The 21,657-nt window shown below is 46.0% G+C and carries 19 protein-coding genes; 7 read left to right on the plus strand and 12 right to left on the minus strand.

Features of this window, described 5'->3' with window-relative positions:
• Positions 1 to 42: 42 nt before the first annotated feature.
• The 6 genes from odhB to sdhC form a co-directional block, all read right to left on the minus strand.
• Complete coding sequence (odhB, locus tag AND4_RS11770; RefSeq protein ID WP_009843196.1) at positions 43 to 1,251, minus strand: 2-oxoglutarate dehydrogenase complex dihydrolipoyllysine-residue succinyltransferase; 1,209 nt, start codon at positions 1,249 to 1,251, stop codon at positions 43 to 45.
• A 28-nt stretch (positions 1,252 to 1,279) separates the two neighbouring features.
• Positions 1,280 to 4,105, minus strand: a complete 2,826-nt coding sequence (gene sucA / locus AND4_RS11775; protein WP_009843197.1) for a 2-oxoglutarate dehydrogenase E1 component — start codon at positions 4,103 to 4,105, stop codon at positions 1,280 to 1,282.
• A gap of 91 nt (positions 4,106 to 4,196) precedes the next feature.
• The gene (locus AND4_RS11780; RefSeq protein WP_009843198.1) at positions 4,197 to 4,907 is read right to left on the minus strand and encodes a succinate dehydrogenase iron-sulfur subunit; all 711 of its coding nucleotides are present in this window, start codon (positions 4,905 to 4,907) and stop codon (positions 4,197 to 4,199) included.
• A 15-nt stretch (positions 4,908 to 4,922) separates the two neighbouring features.
• A complete protein-coding gene (gene sdhA / locus AND4_RS11785; protein WP_009843199.1) occupies positions 4,923 to 6,689 on the minus strand; it encodes a succinate dehydrogenase flavoprotein subunit in 1,767 nt (588 codons plus the stop codon).
• A complete protein-coding gene (gene sdhD / locus AND4_RS11790; protein WP_009843200.1) occupies positions 6,690 to 7,034 on the minus strand; it encodes a succinate dehydrogenase, hydrophobic membrane anchor protein in 345 nt (114 codons plus the stop codon).
• Positions 7,028 to 7,420 carry a succinate dehydrogenase cytochrome b556 subunit gene (sdhC, locus tag AND4_RS11795; RefSeq protein ID WP_009843201.1) on the minus strand — a complete coding sequence of 131 codons (393 nt, stop codon included), beginning with the start codon at positions 7,418 to 7,420 and terminating at the stop codon, positions 7,028 to 7,030. The genes sdhD and sdhC overlap by 7 nt, the downstream gene beginning before the upstream one ends.
• A 395-nt stretch (positions 7,421 to 7,815) precedes the next feature.
• On the opposite strand from sdhC, the gene AND4_RS11800 reads away from it, so the two are divergent.
• Complete coding sequence (locus AND4_RS11800) at positions 7,816 to 9,105, plus strand: citrate synthase (protein ID WP_009843202.1); 1,290 nt, start codon at positions 7,816 to 7,818, stop codon at positions 9,103 to 9,105.
• Between the two features lie 173 nt (positions 9,106 to 9,278).
• Here AND4_RS11800 and AND4_RS11805 read toward each other — a convergent pair whose 3' ends face one another.
• Positions 9,279 to 10,037, minus strand: a complete 759-nt coding sequence (locus AND4_RS11805; RefSeq protein ID WP_009843203.1) for a Nif3-like dinuclear metal center hexameric protein — start codon at positions 10,035 to 10,037, stop codon at positions 9,279 to 9,281.
• 132 nt (positions 10,038 to 10,169) lie between these two features.
• On the opposite strand from AND4_RS11805, the gene AND4_RS11810 reads away from it, so the two are divergent.
• On the plus strand, positions 10,170 to 10,922 hold the full coding sequence (locus AND4_RS11810; RefSeq protein ID WP_009843204.1) for a DUF1853 family protein: 753 nt from the start codon (positions 10,170 to 10,172) through the stop codon (positions 10,920 to 10,922).
• A 238-nt stretch (positions 10,923 to 11,160) separates the two neighbouring features.
• On the opposite strand, the gene pgm is transcribed toward AND4_RS11810, so the two are convergent.
• Complete coding sequence (pgm, locus tag AND4_RS11815) at positions 11,161 to 12,807, minus strand: phosphoglucomutase (alpha-D-glucose-1,6-bisphosphate-dependent) (protein ID WP_009843205.1); 1,647 nt, start codon at positions 12,805 to 12,807, stop codon at positions 11,161 to 11,163.
• Between the two features lie 91 nt (positions 12,808 to 12,898).
• Complete coding sequence (gene seqA, locus AND4_RS11820; protein ID WP_009843206.1) at positions 12,899 to 13,441, minus strand: replication initiation negative regulator SeqA; 543 nt, start codon at positions 13,439 to 13,441, stop codon at positions 12,899 to 12,901.
• 92 nt (positions 13,442 to 13,533) lie between these two features.
• On the opposite strand from seqA, the gene AND4_RS11825 reads away from it, so the two are divergent.
• The 3 genes from AND4_RS11825 to fldA all read left to right on the plus strand — a co-directional run bounded on the left by AND4_RS11825 (position 13,534) and on the right by fldA (position 15,216).
• A complete protein-coding gene (locus AND4_RS11825) occupies positions 13,534 to 14,301 on the plus strand; it encodes an alpha/beta fold hydrolase (protein ID WP_009843207.1) in 768 nt (255 codons plus the stop codon).
• Positions 14,302 to 14,413: 112 nt separating this feature from the next.
• Entirely contained in the window at positions 14,414 to 14,635 is a 222-nt protein-coding gene (locus AND4_RS11830; RefSeq protein WP_005446406.1) for a DUF2788 domain-containing protein, read from the plus strand.
• A 47-nt stretch (positions 14,636 to 14,682) separates the two neighbouring features.
• Entirely contained in the window at positions 14,683 to 15,216 is a 534-nt protein-coding gene (gene fldA / locus AND4_RS11835; RefSeq protein ID WP_009843208.1) for a flavodoxin FldA, read from the plus strand.
• Between the two features lie 57 nt (positions 15,217 to 15,273).
• Here fldA and AND4_RS11840 read toward each other — a convergent pair whose 3' ends face one another.
• Entirely contained in the window at positions 15,274 to 15,777 is a 504-nt protein-coding gene (locus AND4_RS11840; RefSeq protein WP_009843209.1) for a DUF4442 domain-containing protein, read from the minus strand.
• A 198-nt stretch (positions 15,778 to 15,975) separates the two neighbouring features.
• Here AND4_RS11840 and fcrX point away from each other — a divergent pair, with 198 nt between their 5' ends.
• The gene (gene fcrX, locus AND4_RS11845) at positions 15,976 to 16,425 is read left to right on the plus strand and encodes a ferric iron uptake transcriptional regulator FcrX (RefSeq protein WP_009843210.1); all 450 of its coding nucleotides are present in this window, start codon (positions 15,976 to 15,978) and stop codon (positions 16,423 to 16,425) included.
• A 131-nt stretch (positions 16,426 to 16,556) separates the two neighbouring features.
• On the opposite strand, the gene glnS is transcribed toward fcrX, so the two are convergent.
• Together glnS and nagE are read right to left on the minus strand one after the other, a co-directional pair.
• A complete protein-coding gene (glnS, locus tag AND4_RS11850; RefSeq protein ID WP_009843211.1) occupies positions 16,557 to 18,227 on the minus strand; it encodes a glutamine--tRNA ligase in 1,671 nt (556 codons plus the stop codon).
• A 232-nt stretch (positions 18,228 to 18,459) separates the two neighbouring features.
• Positions 18,460 to 20,028, minus strand: a complete 1,569-nt coding sequence (gene nagE, locus AND4_RS11855; RefSeq protein ID WP_043991643.1) for an N-acetylglucosamine-specific PTS transporter subunit IIBC — start codon at positions 20,026 to 20,028, stop codon at positions 18,460 to 18,462.
• A 490-nt stretch (positions 20,029 to 20,518) separates the two neighbouring features.
• Here nagE and nagA point away from each other — a divergent pair, with 490 nt between their 5' ends.
• On the plus strand, positions 20,519 to 21,655 hold the full coding sequence (gene nagA / locus AND4_RS11860; protein WP_009843213.1) for an N-acetylglucosamine-6-phosphate deacetylase: 1,137 nt from the start codon (positions 20,519 to 20,521) through the stop codon (positions 21,653 to 21,655).
• The last annotated feature ends 2 nt before the right edge of the window (positions 21,656 to 21,657 follow it).

A 21,657-nucleotide genomic window follows, 5' to 3' on the forward strand; every position in this document is an offset into this window, starting at 1 on the left:
TAGACGCCGAGCCATCAGGGACGACTCGACGTTTTAGCAATATTAAACGTCGAGTAGCAGACGCGCTGGATCTTCTAGTAGCTCTTTGATGGTCACTAGGAAACCGACTGACTCACGGCCATCGATCAGACGGTGATCGTAAGACAGTGCCAAGTACATCATTGGTAAGATTTCTACCTTACCATCGACTGCCATAGGGCGATCTTGGATTTTGTGCATGCCCAGAATTGCCGATTGCGGTGGGTTGATGATTGGCGTAGACATCAGTGACCCGAATACACCGCCATTGGTAATAGTGAAATTACCTCCCATCAGCTCATCCACGGTCAGCTTGCCATCACGGCCTTTGATTGCTAACTCTTTGATGCCTTTTTCGATGTCAGCAAAGCCTAGTGTGTCACAGTCTTTTAGAACTGGCGTCACGAGACCACGCGGCGTAGAAACCGCCATGCTGATGTCAAAGTAGTTGTGGTATACGATCTCATCACCATCGATAGATGCATTGACTTCTGGGTAACGTTTCAACGCTTCCGTTACGGCTTTCACGTAAAAAGACATAAAGCCAAGTCGAGTACCGTGACGCTCTTCGAACTGGTCTTTGTATTGCTTACGAAGATCCATGATTGGCTTCATGTTCACTTCGTTAAACGTGGTGAGCATTGCAGTGTTGTTCTTCGCTTCGAGCAGACGGTTTGCTACTGTCTTACGTAGGCGCGTCATTGGAACACGTTTTTGGCTACGAGCCGCAGCTGGAGCTTCAACCACTGCTGGTGCTTCTGCTTTTGATGCCGATTTTGCATTTGCAAGGTGCACTTCAATGTCTTCGCGCGTAATGCGACCACCAACCCCAGAACCTTTCACTTGGCTCGCTTCCAGACCATGTTCAGCAAGAAGACGACGCACTGCCGGGCTTAGGGAGTCGTTGCTCTCTTCTGCGAGCGCTGCTTTGTGACGCTTGTCTGGAGACGCTTGTTTGTCTTCTGTTGAATCAGTTGTGGGCTCGCCAGCTACTGCACCTGGCTTAAGCTTCGCGATTAACTGCTTAGAAAGTACTGTTGCACCCTCTTCTTCAATAATGGCTTCTAAAACGCCCGCTTCTGGAGCAGGTACTTCAAGCACGACTTTATCGGTTTCGATGTCGACCAGAACCTCATCGCGCTCGACGACGTCGCCTGGTTGTTTGTGCCATGTCGCAACGGTTGCGTCAGCAACTGATTCAGGTAAATCTGGAACCAGAATTTCAATTGTCATATCTGTTTATTCCTTTAACTTCTTGTTGTTAATTCGAAGTTTTTGAGTTCACGTTCAGAGCGTCTTCAACCAACGCTTTTTGTTGTTTCAAGTGCACCGACATGTAGCCTACTGCTGGCGAAGCAGAAGCTGGGCGACCCGCGTATTTCAGATCTGCGCCTGCTGGAATAGCAGCACGGAAGTTATGCTGACTACAGTACCAAGCACCCTGGTTTTGAGGCTCTTCCTGACACCAAACGAAATCTTCAACATTCGTGTATTGCGAGATAGTGGCTTGAACCTCATCCATTGGGAATGGGTAAAGCTGCTCGATACGCACAATAGCAACATCGTCTTGTTCGTTGTTGCGACGCTGCTCTAGGAGGTCGAAATAAACCTTACCTGAACAGAACACAACACGTTTCACTTTGCTTGGATCCAGTTTATCGACTTCTGGTATCGCTGGCTGGAAAGTGCCATCGGACAGCTCTTCCAACGACGACGTACAAAGTGGATGGCGCAGTAGTGACTTGGGTGACATAACAATCAGTGGACGACGCATAGGACGCACCACTTGACGACGGATCATGTGATAAACCTGAGCAGGTGTAGATGGCACTACCACCTGCATGTTTTGTTCAGCACATAATTGTAGGTAACGCTCTAAGCGCGCGGATGAGTGCTCAGGGCCCTGACCTTCATAACCGTGCGGCAGCAGCATTGTCAAACCACACAGACGAGCCCATTTTTGCTCACCCGATGAGATGAATTGATCAATCACCACTTGCGCGCCATTTGCAAAGTCACCAAACTGCGCTTCCCAAATGGTCAAACCGCTTGGCTCTGCGGTGGCGTAACCGTATTCAAATGCCAATACCGCTTCTTCTGACAACACTGAGTCAAAGACTTGGAATGGGCCTTGTTTGTCGTGAATATTCGCCAGCGGGATGTAGGTACTGGCATCACTTTGGTTATGCAGAACTGAGTGACGGTGGAAGAAGGTACCACGACCAGAATCCTGACCTGAGATACGAATACGCTTGCCATCATCAACCAACGTTGCGTACGCCAGCGTTTCAGCCATCCCCCAATCAAGAGGCTTCTCACCGCTGATCATTGCAGAACGATCGTTGTAAAGCTTGTTTACACGGCTTTGTAGTTTATGGCTGTCTGGGTATTGGATTAGACGTTGCCCCAACTCCTTCAAGCGAGTTGAGTCGAATCTGCTATCCCAAGAAACATCCCAGTCATGGCCTAGGTACGGTGACCAGTCAACAGAATGAAGAGCCATCGGGCGCCATTCTTTAACCACCACTTCGCCTTTGTCCAGCGCATCGCGGTACTCGTTAACCAACTGAGTCGCCACTTCAATGTCGGACTCATTGTTATCGATAAGCACATCAGCGTAGAGTTTCCGAGGCGTTGGATGCTTCTTGATTTTTTGATACATCAACGGCTGAGTGGCATTCGGCTCATCCGCTTCGTTGTGACCATGACGACGGTAACAAACCAAATCAATCACGACATCACGTTTGAACTCATTACGGTAATCCAGAGCAATACGCGTGACAAAAGCCACCGCTTCTGGATCGTCGGCATTAACGTGGAAAATTGGCGCCTGTACCATCTTCGCGATATCAGTACAGTACATGGTCGAGCGCGTATCGCGAGGGTTCGACGTTGTAAAGCCAACTTGGTTGTTTATAACAATACGAACCGTACCACCCACGCAGAAACCACGAGCAAGAGACATGTTGAAGGTCTCAGCGACCACGCCCTGACCTGCGATTGCAGAGTCGCCGTGGATAGTAATAGGCAGTACGCGGCTACCATCAAAATCACCCAAGCGATCTTGACGAGCACGAACTGAGCCAATGACAACTGGATTTACTATCTCAAGATGAGATGGGTTGAAAGCGAGCGCTAGATGGACATCACCACCCGGCGTGGCAAAGTCAGCAGAGAAACCTTGGTGGTACTTAACATCACCCGTACCCCATGTTTCATCGTGCTTACCCGCAAACTCGTCAAACAAATCTTGTGGCTTCTTACCGAGAACGTTAACGAGCATATTCAAACGTCCACGGTGAGCCATACCGATAACGACTTCACGCATGCCGCTTGCACCAGCGTGGCGGATCAACTCTTTCGTCATCGGGATGAGTGCATCACCACCCTCTAGCGAGAATCGCTTCGCACCCGGGAATTTCGCTCCCAAGTAGCGTTCAAGGCCTTCAGCAGCTGTCAGCTCTTCCAGGAATGTGCGCTTTTCGTCTTTATCAAACGATGGCTGACCAACAACAGACTCTAAACGTTGTTGGATCCAACGCTTCTGTTCTGTGTCTGTCATGTGCATGTATTCTGCACCAATAGAACCACAGTACGTCTTCTTCAGTGCTGAGTAGATGTCTTTCAACTGCATCGTTTCTTGGCCAATGGCAAAGGAACCAACATTGAAAGTTTCTGTGAAGTCATCTTCGGTGAGATTATGAAATGTAGGGTCTAGCTCCGCCACAGTCGGACGTTGCCATAGGCCTAGAGGATCAAGTTCGGCAGCTTCATGACCGCGGAAGCGGTATGCATTGATAAGCTGTAAAACTTTTACTTGTTTAGCGTCGACATCTGGATCACTAACTTGGACACTGTAATGCTTTGTTTCTTGAGCGAGTCGTCGGAAGTAGTCACGGACACGCGAGTGCGGCTGTTCAGCCACTTCTTCTGAGTTCTTCGGCAACTCATCAAATACGCGTTTCCACTCCTCACTTACCAGATCGGGGTCACTAAGATACAGTTCGTAGAGGTCCTCTACATACGTTGCATTGGCGCCAGCCAAGTGTGAAGACTCGAGCCATGCCTTCATCACGCCGTTGTGCATATTTTCCCTTAACCAGTAGTTTTCACGTTTGCTTCGGTCTGCGCCGAGCTATTAAGAGCCGCCCCAAATGAGCGGCAATTTTTATTGTCAATTAAATCGAACGATTCACCAGCATCGACTTGATATGACCGATGGCTTTCGTAGGATTTAGCCCCTTAGGACAAACACTTACACAATTCATAATGCCATGGCAACGAAAAACGCTAAATGCATCATCAAGATCAGACAGACGTTCATCTGTGGCCGTATCACGACTGTCAATTAGCCAACGGTACGCCGCTAAAAGACCCGCTGGGCCGATGAATTTATCTGGGTTCCACCAAAATGAAGGGCAAGAAGTCGTACAGCATGCACACATGATACATTCGTACAAACCATCTAAATGGGCACGTTCATCTGGCAGTTGTAAGTTCTCGCGCGAAGGCGGCAGAGCACCGTCATCAATCAAGAAAGGCTTAACTTTCGCATAGTTATCATAGAACTGCGTCATGTCGACGATAAGGTCCCGCACAACGGGTAGTCCAGGTAGTGGACGGATAACAATTTTATCACCCTTCAATGCCGAAAGCGGTGTGATACATGCCAGACCATTTTTACCATTCATGTTTAGGCCATCAGAGCCACAAACACCTTCACGACAAGAACGGCGGAATGAGATGCTCGGATCTTGCTCTTTAAGCAAAATCAGCGCATCCAGAACCATCATGTCAGACCCTTCTTCTACCTCAAGTGGGTAGTCCTTCATATAAGGTTTTGTATCGACATCCGGGTTGTAACGGTACAAAGAGAAGTTCAGTTTCATAATCATTTCCTCCTCTTAGTATGTACGTACTTTCGGTGGGAAAGCGTCACGGTGAACAGGCGTCATATTTACATCACGCTTGGTCATCGCTTCGGTTTCCGGGTTGTAGATAGAGTGGCATAGCCAATTTTCATCATCACGCTCAGGGAAATCGAAACGAGCATGCGCGCCACGACTTTCTGTACGGTAGTTCGCCGCTACAGCCGTAGAGAATGCAGTTTCCATCAAGTTGTCTAACTCTAGACACTCGATACGTTGCGTGTTGAACTCTGAAGACTTGTCAGCAAGGTGTGCGTTTTGTAGACGCTCACGTATCACTTTCAGCTCTTCTAGACCTGTTGCCATTGCATCACCTTCACGGAATACCGAGAAGCTATTTTGCATGCAAGATTGCAGATCTTTACGTATTTGAACTGGGTCTTCACCACCCGTGCTGTTTTCCCAACGCATAGTACGCGCTAGAGATGCTTCAATATCCGACTCTGTCGCCGGGCGTGCATCAGCTTGCGCTGCTAATGTTTCGCCAAGATGCAGACCTGTTGCGCGGCCAAATACCACGAGATCAAGCAGTGAATTACCACCCAAACGGTTAGCGCCGTGTACCGATACTGACGCGATTTCGCCACATGCATACAGACCTTGTACTTCAACGTCATTGCCGTTGGCAGTCTGCTTGATAGCTTGACCAGATACCTGAGTTGGAACCCCGCCCATCATGTAGTGACAGGTTGGGATGACTGGAATTGGCTCTTTCACTGGATCCACATGGGCAAATGTTCGTGACAGCTCACAAATACCAGGTAGACGAGATTCAAGGACATCTTTACCTAGGTGGTCTAGTTTCAGCTTAATGTGTGGACCCCAAGGACCGTCACAGCCGCGTCCTTCACGGATTTCAATCATCATTGAGCGCGCAACTACGTCGCGTCCCGCAAGGTCTTTCGCGTTTGGTGCATAACGTTCCATGAAGCGTTCGCCGTCTTTGTTGAGTAGGTAACCACCCTCACCACGACAACCTTCAGTCACAAGCACACCCGCACCAGCGATGCCCGTTGGATGGAACTGCCACATTTCCATATCTTGCATTGGAACGCCAGCACGAAGCGCCATTCCGACGCCATCGCCAGTATTGATGTGCGCGTTTGTCGTCGATGCATAGATACGACCTGCACCGCCGGTTGCAAGAATCGTCGCTTTCGATTTGAAGTAACAAATCTCGCCAGTTTCCATACAGATAGCAGTACAACCCATGATGGCGCCATCTTGGTTCTTAACTAAGTCTAGTGCGTACCACTCAGAGAAAATGGTTGTTTTGTGTTTAACGTTCTGTTGGTAAAGCGTATGAAGCAACGCGTGACCTGTACGGTCTGCTGCAGCTGCAGTACGAGCCGCTTGCTCACCGCCAAATTCTTTAGACTGACCACCAAACGGGCGTTGATAGATAGAGCCGTTATCAAAACGAGAAAATGGTAGGCCCATCTTTTCGAGTTCGATCACCGATTCTGGCCCGTTTTTACACATGTACTCAATGGCATTCTGATCGCCAATGTAATCGGACCCTTTCACCGTGTCGTACATGTGCCATTGCCAGTTATCCTGGTGAGAGTTACCAAGTGCAACCGTGATACCGCCCTGAGCAGAAACAGTATGAGAGCGGGTTGGAAAAACTTTTGATAGCAAAGCACAAGACAGGCCTTGCTCCGAAATTTGTAGTGCAGCGCGCATGCCTGCACCACCAGCGCCGATTACTACGGCGTCAAATTCACGAACTGGAATAGACACTTACGCACCCCACAAAATAAATAGACCAGAGAAGACATAGCCGAATAGAACGGCAATAACACCAAGTAGCAGTGCTCCGCGAAGTTTCGCGCACTTAACGTAATCCGTTAATACTTGCCACAAACCGATCCACGCATGAATCAGTACAGAAACAAGAGCCAACATGGTGAAGATCTTAGTGAAGGAACCACTAAAGAATTGGGTCCAGGATGCGTAAGAGATATCTGAGAATGCAAAAAAACTCACCAGATAAATCGTGTATAGAGTCATGATGATCGCTGATGCACGAATCAATAAGAAATCGTGGACACCATTGCGACCAAATGAAGAAACGTGTTTTACCATACCAAAATCCCCGCCAATAGAGATAAAACTGCGGTAGCACCAAAGGTGACTTTTGCGCTCATCGCGCCTGATTCGAGTTCTTCAAAGTGGCCCAAGTCCATCAGCAAGTGACGAACACCTCCAGCTATGTGGTAGGCGAGTGCGCTCAGAATTCCCCACAAAATGAATTTTACGAAAAAGCTGTCAACAATATCAGCAGCTTCCAAAAAACCAATCGGGGATGACAGAGAAACGGACAGTAACCAAAGTAATATGCCCACCGCAACAAACGTAATCACACCCGACACTCGGTGTAGGATAGAAGCGATTGCTGTGATGGGAAAGCGAATGGTCTGTAAATCTAAATTAACAGGTCTTGACTTTCTTTCTTTCACGGGCTTGCTCACTCAGCTCCATTGAGCATTTATAGTTATAACCAATTTCAGCTTCCAAACGTACAAAAGTTAACATTTGGTTAACAAATACTCACAGTAAACTGGGAGATAACTGCAAACATCTTGTTAACAATCGGGATCTGTGAACAAACCTCACTTTTGTTTCCAGCCCCGAATTTATAAGGATTCAACTAAAATTTTCTTCGCCAATATACGGCTAGCAACATTCTAATACAATTGATGTAACAAATAATGCTACACAGAACAGATTTTTAACGATTTTCATGAGAAAAATCATAACAACTGCACACAAAACTGGAGAAAAATTGACTTTAAGCTTTAACAACAGTACAAAAATGGCACATAAACATCCTGGACGGATTAAATAATAAACAAAGGAGATTGTTATGGCGGATAAGAAAGCTACCCTTCACGTCGAAGGTCATGCGCCAATCGAATTGCCAATTATGGACGGTACGCTAGGTACACCCGTAATTGATGTTCGTAAACTGGGAGCCAATGGTTACTTTACTTTTGACCCAGGTTTTCTTGCCACTGCATCTTGTGAATCATCAATTACGTACATCGACGGTGGTAAAGGGATTCTTTTGCACCGCGGTTACCCGATTGATCAATTAGCCAATAACGCAGATTACCTCGAAGTGTGTTACATACTTCTTTACGGCGAAGCCCCTACCCGCGAGCAGTACGAACAATTCAAAACAACAGTTACTCGCCACACTATGGTACACGAGCAAATCGCAAGCTTCTTCCACGGCTTCCGTCGCGACGCTCACCCAATGGCAGTAATGTGTGGCGTGGTTGGTGCACTCGCTGCCTTCTATCATGATTCACTGGATATCAATAACGACGAGCACCGCGAAATTGCGGCGTACCGTCTACTGTCTAAAATGCCAACGTTGGCAGCGATGTGTTATAAGTACTCCATCGGCCAACCATTTATTTACCCTCGCAACGACCTAAACTATGCAGAGAATTTCCTGCACATGATGTTTGCAAACCCGTGTGAAGAATACGAGGTAAACCCTGTTGTTGCACGTGCGATGGATAAAATCTTTACTCTTCACGCCGATCACGAGCAAAACGCGTCAACGTCGACGGTTCGTCTATCTGGCTCTTCTGGAGCGAACCCATTCGCATGTATTGCCGCTGGTATTGCCTCTCTATGGGGTCCTGCACACGGTGGGGCGAACGAAGCGTGTCTGAAAATGCTTGAAGAGATCGGCAGCGTCGATAATATTCCTGAATACGTAGAGCGTGCAAAAGATAAAGATGATCCATTCCGCTTAATGGGCTTCGGTCACCGCGTTTACAAGAACTACGATCCACGTGCGACCGTCATGCGCGAGACCTGTCATGAAGTACTAAAAGAGCTAAACATTAAAGACCCACTGCTCGATGTCGCAATGGAACTTGAGCGTATTGCCCTTTCTGACGAATACTTCGTGTCAAAGAAACTCTATCCGAACGTAGACTTCTACTCAGGCATCATCCTAAAAGCGATCGGAATTCCAGTATCCATGTTTACTGTTATCTTCGCGATTTCTCGTACTATCGGTTGGATTGCTCACTGGAATGAAATGCACAGTGACCCACTCAACCGTATCGGTCGTCCTCGTCAGCTATACACTGGTGAAACTCAGCGTGAGTTTTCTCCACTGCACGAGCGTGAGTAACGTTTAGAATCGAGAATCGAGAATCGGATAAGTGTTGGGGTTGACGTGAAAGCGTCAACCCTTTCTATTTTAGGATGGTTGGAACGAGCTGCGCTCTATGGAACGCTTCGCTTCGAGATGCGAGGAATAATTGCGTAATACTTTCGCATCTCAAAAGACAAACCCCGCCCCTTCTATACTGGGTTATCAATATCAATAAACGTGACGTCTAAATCATGCTCTTGCGCTAACCATTCCCCAAGCGCTTTAATGCCGTATCGCTCTGTTGCGTGATGCCCTGCTGAGAAATAATGGATGTCTAGCTCACGAGCCGTATAAGTGGTGCGCTCTGAGATCTCACCCGAAATAAAGGCATCTAATCCATGTTGAGCAGCAAGTTCAATAAAATCCTGACCACCGCCAGTACACCAGCCCACTGTTTCGATCATTTTTTCTGCATTGTCAGGGGCAATATGCAAAGGTTCACGGTTTAGTACTTGATTGATTTTCTTCGCGAAGTCACTACCTGTCATTGCCTGTTTCAAGCGGCCAAACATCGCGACTGATTGAGGGTGCCCCTCTAAGCCGCCCTCCACTTCAATATCGAGCAAGCGCGCAAGTTCCGCGTTGTTACCCAGTTCAGGGTGAATGTCTAACGGTAAGTGGTAGCCATAAAGGTTGATGTCATTTTTTATCAGACTGCGGATACGCTTTCCTTTCATTCCACGAATGGGCTCAGGCTCGCCCTTCCAAAAGTAGCCGTGATGAACCAGTAATGCATCAGCTTTTAGCTCGATGGCTTTCTCTATCAATGCTTGTGAAGCAGTGACGCCTGTCACGATGCGTTTGATTTCTGATTTGCCTTCCACTTGCATACCATTAGGCGCATAGTCTTTGATGATCTGAGGCGACAGTTTCTCGTTGAGGATTCTTTCCAGCTGTAAATTATTCATTTTTAATTCCAATATTTATGGCTTGGGCAAAGTGTATATCGAACTGCAATCCAGATGCCAGTTGTGGCATCCCCAACCTAACGAAATTTCGGTACAATAGAAAGGCTCAGCCCGTGACAACAAGGATACAGGATGAACTCGCTACAACGTTTCTATCAATGGATTGCTAACACCCCGCCACTTTTTAAACCTCAAGCGCCTTTTGTCACGGTCAAAGATATTCTGGCACCCCCACTATCAGACGATGAAAACTACAAGGGTAATCCTCGACTTGGCTTTCTTTACCAACACCTTTGTACCAAGCTACTGACTTGCTCACCTCGATATGAGTTGATTGCTGAAGAGATTCAACTCAATGACGCAACTGGCCGCACAATTGGCGCCGTCGATTTGATCCTCAAGAATCAGGAAACCAAACAACACGAGCATTGGGAAGTAGCCATCAAGTTTTACTTACTTCACAAGGGGATTTGGTTTGGGCCGAATGCTCACGACCAATTGCACAAGAAGCTCGACCGTATGCTCACCCACCAACTAAAAATGAGCCAAAGAGAGGAGTTCCATCAGCAACTGCCTTTAGACAATACCCCGAGTGAGCATCTTCTGATCCAAGGACGCCTTTACGTTAACCCTTTCTCTGCAGAACCTATCCCGACAAACTGCTTAGGTTACGAACTAGACTCAAATCAAATATCCGGTTTCTGGTGTTATCAGAGTCAATGGGAGCAAATCGGAGAGCCACTTTACGCTCTTTCTAAGCCGCTTTGGGCAGCAGGCAATGAGGAGTTCTTGGAACCAATCGACAGACCATCCGATAGATTCGTTCACGCGCAAACGCAGAACGGGCAATTTTGGTTTGTTGTACCAGATACTTGGCCAAACTAGAAACGGGAAACGGGAAACGGGAAACGGGAAACGGGAAACGGGAAAGGATTTTATTTTGCTCTTCTAGGAACAAGATCCGTCAACACCTTCTTAATCAAACTACCTTTTCACCATACTCTCAACGAGCACCTCTCGATTCCTAAAGCAAAGCGCTCCTGATTCTCGAAGCTAAGCGTTCCCTATTAAACAAAAAAGGGCCGACACAATGTCGACCCTTTCAAAACCTTAATCGTTAGAATTACAAGCCAGCGGCAGCAAATACTTGATTAACGATTTCTTGTGCTTCGGCTTCGATTTGTTTCAGATGTTCTTCACCTTTGAAGCTTTCACAGTAAATCTTGTAGATGTCTTCAGTGCCTGATGGACGAGCGGCAAACCAACCATTCGCTGTCGTCACTTTAAGACCACCGATTGCCGCGCCATTACCTGGTGCATGCGTCAGACGGGCAGTAATTGCATCACCAGCCAGAGTTTCCGCCGCAACCATCTCAGGTGACAGCATCTTCAGTACGTCTTTTTGTGGGCCATTGGCGACAGCTTGAATGCGGTTATACTTTGATTCACCATGCTTTGCTGCTAGCTCTTCATAGTAGTCTTGTGGGTTCTTGCCCGTTACCGCAGTGATCTCTGCCGCGAGAAGACACAGCAAAATGCCATCTTTATCTGTTGACCAAGGGGTACCATCTTTACGCAGAAAAGACGCACCTGCACTTTCTTCGCCGCCGAAGCCAAACTCACCAGTGTAAAGACCATCCACAAACCATTTAAAGCCTACCGGAACTTCACAAAGCTCACGACCGAGATCCGCGACAACGCGGTCAATCAGGGCGCTTGAAACGAGCGTTTTACCAACAGCTACGTCTTTACCCCATGCGTCACGGTGACGGTATAGGTAGTCGATGCAAACCGCTAAGAAGTGGTTCGGGTTCATCAGACCTTTCGGCGTAACGATACCGTGACGGTCGTAGTCAGGATCATTACCAAATGCTAGATCATACTCGTCTTTCAGTGCCAATAGACCCGCCATTGCGTAAGGAGAAGAACAGTCCATACGTACAACGCCGTCTTTATCTAGGGACATGAACTGGAAAGACGGGTCAATGGCTTCACTGACCAGTGTTAAGTCTAGGTCGTATGCCTGACCAATTTGACGCCAGTAATCGATGCCGCTGCCACCCAATGGATCCACACCTATCTTCAGATTTGCGTTTTGGATTGCTTCCATGTCGATAACATTGACTAGGTCATCGATGTAGGGTTTTACCAAGTCCACCTCAACAAACCGATCCGATGCTTTTGCTTCAGCCAATGGAAGGCGCTTCACTCCTCGTAGACCTTCGGCAATCAGCCTATTGGCACGATCTTCAATCGCTTGAGTTAGCTCACCTTCTGCTGGACCACCGTGAGTCGGGTTGTATTTGATCCCGCCATCTTGTGGTGGGTTATGAGATGGCGTAATTACGATACCGTCAGCTTTGTCATCGTGCTTGGTGTTGTAAGTCAAAATCGCGTGTGAAATACCCGGAGTTGGTGTGTAGCCACTGTCTTGCTGGACAATCACTTTCACACCGTTCGCAATCAACACTTCAATCACGCTAGCAAATGCGGGCTCAGAAAGTGCGTGCGTGTCTTTGCCAATAAACAATGGTCCCTTTGTTCCTTGCTCAGCACGAACTTCTGCTACCGCTTGAGCGATAGCTAAAATATGATTCTCATTAAAAGTGTGCTTATCTGCTGTACCGCGATGGCCAGACGTACCGAATTGAACTTTGTGTTCTGCATTAGCGGCATCTGGCTGAAGGAGGAAGTAGTTAGCAACAAGTGCCGGGATATTGTGAAGATCTTCCTGCTGCGCCTTTTGCCCAGCACGAGGGTGCATAGCCATGTTTGACATCCTTTCTGTAAAAAAAATAAAATCAAAAAAGCCTCATAATATCCACTAAACGCTGCATATTATGAGGCTTCTATCAGGTTTCTTAGATTGAACCTGTTACTTTCTCTATTAAGTCAGGCTGGAATCCCATGTGAGCCATCACCTGCTCTACCATCTGTCGCTTACGACTGGTGTTGCTGTTGGTAATCACCCAAAATGGCGTACCAGGAATTGCTTTAGGTTTGGTCGTGTTACCATTTGCTAGTAGTGTCTCTTCATTGTCAGCAAAGTAAACGCGTTTGCGTCCTTTCACTTTTGTTGCTTGAGAGAAACTCTCTGGATTCAGTGTGTGTAAGGTTGTCAGTACCAACATGAAGCGATCAATCGCTTTCTTAAGACCTGCAAATTCATCGGAGATAAGTAAAGAGCGCATCTCTTTTACCGTATCTAATGACTCTGCTTTACCCGCATCTTTGCTTACTACAATTCCTTGTGGCTGTTCTTTCACAGGAGCAACAACTGCTTCCTGCAACTGGCCATCAAGGTTTAAAAGACGTCGTAGAATATCCGAGGCACTTTCACCGATATGCTTGGTTTGACCCGCAATGTAACGGTATAGATCCTCATCAACCTCAATTGTTTTCATTCGCTTTTCACATTCTCAATGTTTAAACTCTGGGGGATTATAACGAGATCCTCTCGGATACTCCACGTTAAACCCATCACGAATAAGATAAAATGTCAGTATTACTCAACTATAAGCAGGAAGGGCAAGGCCAAACCGTTGTTTTAATTCATGGATTGTTTGGCAGTTTCAGTAATCTAGGTTTACTGGCTCGCGACCTCGCTCAAGATCATACTGTAATCAGTGTTGATCTTCGAAACCATGGCCTCTCGTTCCATTCAGAGACTCACAACTATGAAGTGATGGCACAAGACGTAGCAAATTTACTTGGTGATTTGAATATCGGGCCTGCGCTTGTTATTGGCCACTCAATGGGCGGTAAAGTCGCGATAAAGTTGGCGGACATCGCCCCGGAGTTCGTTAACAGACTCGTGGTACTCGATATGGCGCCCGTGTCTTACCAAATAAACCGTCACGACAACGTGTTTAGCGGCTTGCAAGCGGTCATCAAAGAGCAACCTAGTAATCGCCAGCAAACGATGGACATTCTTGCTCAACATATTGAAATTGATGGTGTTAGACAATTTCTGTCGAAGTCGTTATATAAAAACGGTGATAAAATGGCTTGGCGCTTTAACGTTGTTAGTCTGCTCAACAACTATGACGACATCATTGGCTGGCAAGAAATAGCACCAACCGAGATCCCAACTTTGTTTGTCAAAGGCGGTGATTCCGACTATTTAATGCCAGAGCATCAACCTGCGGTTAAGCGTCAGTTTATCAACGCCAAAGCGCACATTATTGCTAATACAGGACACTGGTTGCATGCCGAGAAACCAGCAGAGGTAATGCGTGTGATCAGGAAATTTATTTCGAGTTAACAAATTCGAAAGACAACACCAGATTATTGAAATAACCCTTCTGGTAGTGCATTAACTTTACTGATTAACAGTGGTATAGTGCGCCAAAGAATTTTTGGCATGAAGGACAACAATGCTATACGACTATATGGACATGCTCGAGTCTATCGGGCTCGATCTTCTTTTTGCTGCTATCTTTTTCTTCATTGGGATGGCAATAAAAGATGTACTAAAGCAAGGTAATGTTCCTGTTTTTGGTCGTCGTATTGTGTGGTTGGTTCTTTTCCTTGGCTGCGCTGGTTTCATCGCCAAAGGTTTGATTCAGCTCAGTTGGGAAGGCACAGGGTTAGGTTAAGCTCTGCTCCCATCGCCACTAACAAACAATGTAAAGGTATAGACTCTATGGCAAGTGTAGGTATCTTCTTCGGTAGCGACACAGGTAATACTGAAGCCGTTGCAAAGATGATTCAAAAGCAACTAGGTAAACAACTAGTTCACGTTCAAGACATCGCAAAAAGCAGCAAAGAAGACATCGATAACTTCGATCTTCTGCTTCTGGGCATTCCGACTTGGTACTACGGTGAAGCACAATGTGATTGGGATGACTTCTTCCCAGAACTTGAGCAAATCGATTTCTCTACAAAGCTAGTTGCTATCTTCGGTTGCGGTGACCAAGAAGATTATGCAGAGTACTTCTGCGACGCAATGGGCACCGTTCGTGACATCGTTGAAGCGAAAGGCGGTACTATCCTAGGTTACACTTCGACTGAAAGCTACGAATTCGAAGCGTCGAAAGGGTTAGTTGAAGGCGATGACAGCCAATTTGTGGGTCTATGTATCGACGAAGACCGTCAACCTGAACTGACTGACGAGCGCGTTAAAAACTGGGTTAAACAAATCCACGAAGAAATGTGCTTAGCAGAGCTTGAAGACTAAGAAAGCATTCATAAAAAAGACCTCCTTCGTGGAGGTCTTTTTGTATCTAAACAGGTACTAAGAGATTTCTGGCGCAATGTCTTCCTCTCGATACTGAGGTTTCTTCCTCACATACAACTTACGTTGCACTTCCGAGACAAGGTTGCCTTCTCTGTCTTTCACGTGAGTAATAAATTCTGGGAAGCATTTCTCACCATTGCGTGTCATCTGATAGATATCGTCTAACATGCCGTCCGTAATCTCAAAATCTGCAAACAAATCACTTTGCCCAGGTTTAATAAAGTTGATACTCGCCTCTTTGTCCCAGACATAATATTCCTCGCGAAGAATACCCATCAACATCAAAGAGTAAATAGGGTCAGTGAGAGAGAAAATACTTCCACCATATTGCGTCCGATTGGCATTTTTGTTCCACCAGCGCAGTTTCAAACGCACTTTCACCATGCGAAAATCTTCAGAAATATGTAAGATTTTAATACCGGCGCCCCAAAATGGCGGCCAAATATTGAGCGAAAACTTCACAATCCCTGGCTTATATATTCTAGCAAGTCGCTTATTCATAACTTTCCGTAGTCTAAAGTCCCAAACTCATCAGCATACAACTGGTATGACCTGAAATATAATCGACCTGTTTCCAATTTACAAAAAGAATCGATTAACCCTCTGAAGTTCGTGGTTTAATGTTGAGTACGCTTCGCCTATAATGACATGAATAATATATTCTGTTAAATCGCTGCAGATGATCCAACGGGAAAGTATATGTCAGACAATAATCAGGCGCTGAAGGATGCGGGTTTAAAAGTAACCCTTCCAAGGCTAAAAATTCTAGAAGTACTTCAGCAGCCAGACTGCCAGCACATCAGTGCAGAAGATTTGTACAAAAAGCTAATTGATCTAGGTGAAGAGATCGGACTAGCGACCGTTTATCGTGTACTCAACCAATTTGACGATGCCGGCATTGTTACTCGTCATCACTTCGAAGGCGGTAAATCAGTTTTTGAACTCTCAACCCAGCATCACCACGACCATCTTGTATGTCTCGATTGTGGTGCAGTGATTGAATTCTCGGATGACGTGATAGAAGAGCGTCAAAAAGAAATTGCGGCCAAGTACAACGTTATTCTGACCAATCACAGCTTATACTTATACGGTAAATGTCGTGATGGTTCATGTAAAACAAACCCTGACGCGCACAAGCCGACAAAATAAAACGTAACGCTTTTATTAACGAAGACTCTAAACGTTAGCCTCGGCTGACGTTTTTTATTGTCTGAGCAAATCAGATTAACCATAAAAAATGCCAGCAAGAATGCTGGCATTTTTGTGAGCAAGGATGGAGATTATTGAGTCTCGATTTTCGCCCAGGTATCACGTAGGCCAACCGTACGGTTGAACACTAACTTGTTCGCTGAAGAGTCTTTTGAATCTGCACAGAAATAACCCGTACGCTCAAACTGGTAGCCTTTTTCAGCTTCTGATGTCGCTAGGCTTGGCTCAACAAAACCATTTAGAACCACGAGTGATTCTGGGTTGATCGTCGCAGCAAAATCATCCGCAGCGGCTGGGTTTGGCACTGTGAACAAGCGATCATACAGACGGATTTCTGCAGGCAGTGCTTTATCCGCTGAAACCCAGTGAATAACACCTTTCACTTTGCGGCCATCTGCTGGGTTCTTACCTAGTGTGTCAGCGTCATAAGTACAGAAGATGGTTGTGATCTTGCCTTCCGCGTCTTTCTCAATACGTTTTGCTTTGATCACGTATGCGCCACGTAGACGTACCTCTTTGCCCAAAACAAGACGCTTGTACTTCTTATTTGCTTCTTCACGGAAATCTTCACGCTCAATCCAAACTTCGCGAGTGAATGGTACTTCACGCTCACCCATTTCAGGTTTGTTTGGATGGTTCGCAACTGTCAGTGTCTCTACCGCGTCTTCTTCGAAGTTCTCGATAACAAGTTTAACAGGATCGAGAACAGCCATTGCACGTGGTGCGTTTTCGTTTAGATCATCACGAATGCATGACTCTAAAGAACCAAACTCAATCATGTTCTCTTGCTTGGTTACGCCAATACGCTTACAGAATTCACGAATCGATGCAGATGTAAAACCACGACGACGCAGACCGGATACGGTTGGCATGCGTGGATCATCCCAACCATCAACCAAGTTTTCGGTCACTAGTTGGTTCAGCTTGCGCTTAGACATCACTGTGTATTCAAGATTTAATCGACTGAACTCATACTGATGTGGACGGCTATCAATCGTGATGTTATCGAGAACCCAATCGTACAGGCGGCGGTTGTCCATGAACTCCAAAGTACAGATAGAGTGCGTAATGCCCTCTAACGCATCAGAGATACAGTGCGTGAAGTCGTACATTGGGTAAATGCACCACTTATCACCAGTCTGGTGGTGAGTCGCGAAACGAACACGATAGATAACAGGATCACGCATGACCATGAATGAAGAGCCCATGTCGATCTTCGCGCGAAGACACGCTTTACCTTCTTCGAACTCACCTGCGCGCATTTTCTCAAATAGTGCTAGGTTTTCTTCGATTGGGCGATCACGGTATGGGCTTGGTTTGCCCGGCGCTGTTAGTGTACCGCGGTATTCACGAATCTGCTCAGGACTTAGTTCATCAACATACGCTAAGCCTTTATTGATCAATTCAATTGCATATTCGTAAAGCTTATCGAAATAGTTTGATGAGTAACATACTTCACCATCCCACTCGAAGCCCAACCAGTTTACATCTTTCTTGATAGACTCAACGTATTCGATGTCTTCTTTTTCAGGGTTTGTATCATCGAAACGCAAGTTACATTGGCCCTGGTAGTCTTGAGCAATACCGAAGTTCAAACAGATGGACTTAGCATGACCGATATGCAAGTAGCCATTCGGCTCAGGCGGAAATCGAGTATGCACGCTAGTGTGTTTACCATCCGCTAGATCTTTATCAATGATCTGGCGAATAAAGTTTGATGGACGAGCATCAGCTTCACTCATCTATAGCACCTCAAAAATATTAGTATTGTCAGAGAAACGTTACTCAGTAAACTTAATCGGTTTACAGAGTGCTTTGTCCTAATGATCCACAATTCTTAGCGATTAGACAACAAGAACCGTCGTTAAAACAGCAATATTTCTCTTCTTCGCTTGAAAGCACAGCATATTAAATCTGCATAAACAAAAAAAGACCTCCCGAAGGAGGTCTTCACAGAGAATAATTAAGATATCACTAAGGCAGTTTTACATCTGATAGATCTTCACCCGCACCAATCGCTTTCATTTCACCAGCAACGATTTCTGCAAGAGGACCAAGGATAACTTGAAGGTTGTTTTCACCAAGCTTAACCACACCTTTTGCACCTAATCTCTTAAGTACTGCTTCGTCAGCAACGGAGCGGTCTTTAAGCGTTAAACGTAGGCGAGTGATACACGCATCGATTGACGTTAGGTTGTCATGACCGCCGAGTGCTTTAAGGTATTGGCGAGCCAGGTCACCTTTTGGTGCATCACCAGCAGGAGCTACAGATTCATCGTCATCTTCACGGCCCGGTGATTTCAGGTTAAATGCGCGGATAGCGAAGCTGAATGTAACGAAGTAAAGCACACCGAAGCCTAGACCTAGAGCAAGAAGCACTAGAGGCTTAGTCGCTAGACCGAAGTTCAGTACGAAGTCAATTAGACCCGCAGAGAAACCAAAGCCATGTAGCGTACCAAGCGTGTTTGCAAGTACTAGAGATAGACCAGTAAACACGGCGTGGATTGCGTATAGAGCAGGTGCTAGGAACACAAACATGAACTCTAAAGGCTCTGTGATACCTGTTAGGAACGAACAGAATGCTACCGAGAACAGCGCACCACCAACTTGACTGCGTTTCTCAGCTGGTGCTGCTAGATACATAGCGAGTGCCGCACCCGGAAGACCGAACATCATCACAGGGAAGAAGCCGTTCATGAATACACCAGCGCTCTTATCGCCGCCGAAGAAACGGTGTAGATCACCAGATTTTAGAGTTTCAGTTACTTCTTTAACTGTTGCGGTGATTTCTGGAGTTACAGAGTTAGCGAATTCAAATGTGTGAGTTTGACTAGCAACAAGAGTTTTCGCTAAAGCAGGGTCAACACAAAGCTGTTGTAGTGCAGGAAGCGCTTGTCCAGCCGCATTTGCGCCAGATACTAACACTTCTTGACATGTACCCATACCGAACCAGAAGTAAGAGTTTAGTACATGGTGCAGGCCTACAGGGATAAGTGCACGGTTAAGAGTACCGTATACGAACTGACCGATAGAACCAGAGGTAGATATTGCGTGTGCTAGTGTATCCAGACCACCTTGGATTGTTGGCCATACAAAACCAGCAACAGCACCCACGACTAGCGAGAACAGACCCGCCATGATTGGAACTAGACGTTTGCCAGAGAAGAATGCCAACCACTCAGGGAGACGAGTAGTATGGAAAGCGTTGTAAGAGTGACCAGCGATAATACCAGCAATGATACCGCCAAAGAATGACATGTTTACGCTTTCGTCGATTGTTGATGCTGTTGCTGTCAATACAAAGTAAGCAACCGCACCCGCTAGACCTGCTGCACCCTGACCGTCTTTTGAAAGACCAATCGCGATGCCGAGACCGAATAATAGTGGTAGTTGGCTAAAAATTGCGTTACCAGCAGATGCCATAAACGCGATATCTAAAAGATCAGGCTGCCCCAAACGTAGTAAGAGCGCTGCAACTGGAAGCGTTGCGATAGGAAGCATAAGAGCTTTACCTAACTTCTGCGCGTATCCGAGAATATTCACCTTAAGTTCCCCCTGTAGGATTTTATGTTTTGTCGAATGACTTATTTCAGCCGTTCAATTTAGTCGCTGCCAGTTTATGTTATTAATTTTCCCCCGCAAATTAAACGCTCATTGTTTGTGATCATAATCACCACAAACAGGGCATTCAGAAGGTTTTTGCTAGCGAGATCATAAAACTTATTTTATTATACAAAAAAATGGTGTTTTAGAGATAATATTCTCGGACTTTATGCAATAAAGAATCAGTGTTATTTTGATGTTTCTACAGATGATTCTCAGTAACTTTGCTCTAAAAAACAATCAAACAAAAAAGTTAAGTTGTTATTTTTCAGCTAGTTACCATGACAACAAAGTCAATAAAGAACGCAATTTACTGTATGTCGCTCGTTATCTAATTCAGTTATACAAACTAAGTTGCAACCCGACTCATGGGTTTATTAATTAGATAACGGAACAGAAAATGAATTTCATTTATAAGGACTAGCTGACTATGTACGCGCTAAGTAACTGTAAAATCTATACCGGTAGTGATGTTCTTGCCGATCATGCTGTCATTATCGACAATGACCAGATTCAATCAGTTGTGCCCGTGACTCAATTACCAGAAGGTATTGAAATCAAAGATCTAGACGGTGCGAACCTGAGCCCTGGTTTTATCGATCTGCAGCTAAACGGCTGTGGTGGCGTGATGCTTAACGACGAAATCACAGCAGAAACAATGCAGATCATGCATGAAGCAAATCTTAAATCTGGTTGTACAAGCTTTCTGCCTACCCTAATAACATCCTCAGATGAAGACATGCGAGCTTCGATTTCAGCAGCTCGTGAGTACCACAGCAAATACCAAAATCAATCGCTAGGCTTGCACCTTGAAGGTCCATACCTCAACGTAGCGAAAAAAGGTATTCACAGCGTTGATTTCATTCGCCCTTCTGACGACAACATGATTGACTTGATCTGCGCGAACGCAGACATCATTGCGAAGGTAACGTTAGCACCAGAACAAAATGACCCTGAGCATATCTCTCGTTTAAAATCCGCTGGTATCGTCGTTTCTATCGGTCATACGAACGCAACATACACCGAAGCACGTCAAAGCTTCGAGGCAGGCATCACATTTGCGACTCACTTATTCAACGCGATGACGCCAATGGTTGGCCGAGAGCCTGGGGTCGTTGGTGCCATTTACGATACGCCTGAGGTTTTCGCTGGTATCATTGCTGACGGTTTCCATGTCGATTATGCGAATATTCGAATTGCTCATAAAATCAAGGGCGAAAAGCTTGTTTTGGTGACGGATGCCACAGCTCCAGCAGGTGCTAACATGGATCATTTTATTTTTGTCGGTAAGAAAGTATATTACCGAGATGGTAAGTGTGTTGATGAAAATGGCACACTAGGCGGCTCAGCTCTGACTATGATCGAAGCAGTTCAGAATACAGTTGAGCACGCAGGTATCGCTTTAGACGAAGCTTTACGAATGGCTACACTTTACCCAGCAACCGCAATCGGTGTTGAGGAACGACTTGGCCGAATTCGAAAAGGTATGGTAGCAAACCTTACTGTTTTTGATCGTAACTTCAATGTAAAAGCGACGATTGTTAACGGACAATACGAGCAAAATTAAGC

It is taken from the genome of Vibrio sp. AND4, assembly GCF_000171815.1.
Lineage (GTDB): Bacteria > Pseudomonadota > Gammaproteobacteria > Enterobacterales > Vibrionaceae > Vibrio.

Bases quoted from the DNA above. Each gene is read 5' to 3' on its own strand.
- odhB (WP_009843196.1), bottom strand. From the start codon at position 1,251: ATGACAATTGAAATTCTGGTTCCAGATTTACCTGAATCAGTTGCTGAC.
- sucA (WP_009843197.1), bottom strand. From the start codon at position 4,105: ATGCACAACGGCGTGATGAAGGCATGGCTCGAGTCTTCACACTTGGCT.
- AND4_RS11780 (WP_009843198.1), bottom strand. From the start codon at position 4,907: ATGAAACTGAACTTCTCTTTGTACCGTTACAACCCGGATGTCGATACA.
- sdhD (WP_009843200.1), bottom strand. From the start codon at position 7,034: ATGGTAAAACACGTTTCTTCATTTGGTCGCAATGGTGTCCACGATTTC.
- AND4_RS11800 (WP_009843202.1), top strand. From the start codon at position 7,816: ATGGCGGATAAGAAAGCTACCCTTCACGTCGAAGGTCATGCGCCAATC.
- AND4_RS11805 (WP_009843203.1), bottom strand. From the start codon at position 10,037: ATGAATAATTTACAGCTGGAAAGAATCCTCAACGAGAAACTGTCGCCT.
- AND4_RS11810 (WP_009843204.1), top strand. From the start codon at position 10,170: ATGAACTCGCTACAACGTTTCTATCAATGGATTGCTAACACCCCGCCA.
- pgm (WP_009843205.1), bottom strand. From the start codon at position 12,807: ATGGCTATGCACCCTCGTGCTGGGCAAAAGGCGCAGCAGGAAGATCTT.
- seqA (WP_009843206.1), bottom strand. From the start codon at position 13,441: ATGAAAACAATTGAGGTTGATGAGGATCTATACCGTTACATTGCGGGT.
- AND4_RS11825 (WP_009843207.1), top strand. From the start codon at position 13,534: ATGTCAGTATTACTCAACTATAAGCAGGAAGGGCAAGGCCAAACCGTT.
- AND4_RS11830 (WP_005446406.1), top strand. From the start codon at position 14,414: ATGCTATACGACTATATGGACATGCTCGAGTCTATCGGGCTCGATCTT.
- fldA (WP_009843208.1), top strand. From the start codon at position 14,683: ATGGCAAGTGTAGGTATCTTCTTCGGTAGCGACACAGGTAATACTGAA.
- AND4_RS11840 (WP_009843209.1), bottom strand. From the start codon at position 15,777: ATGAATAAGCGACTTGCTAGAATATATAAGCCAGGGATTGTGAAGTTT.
- fcrX (WP_009843210.1), top strand. From the start codon at position 15,976: ATGTCAGACAATAATCAGGCGCTGAAGGATGCGGGTTTAAAAGTAACC.
- glnS (WP_009843211.1), bottom strand. From the start codon at position 18,227: ATGAGTGAAGCTGATGCTCGTCCATCAAACTTTATTCGCCAGATCATT.
- nagA (WP_009843213.1), top strand. From the start codon at position 20,519: ATGTACGCGCTAAGTAACTGTAAAATCTATACCGGTAGTGATGTTCTT.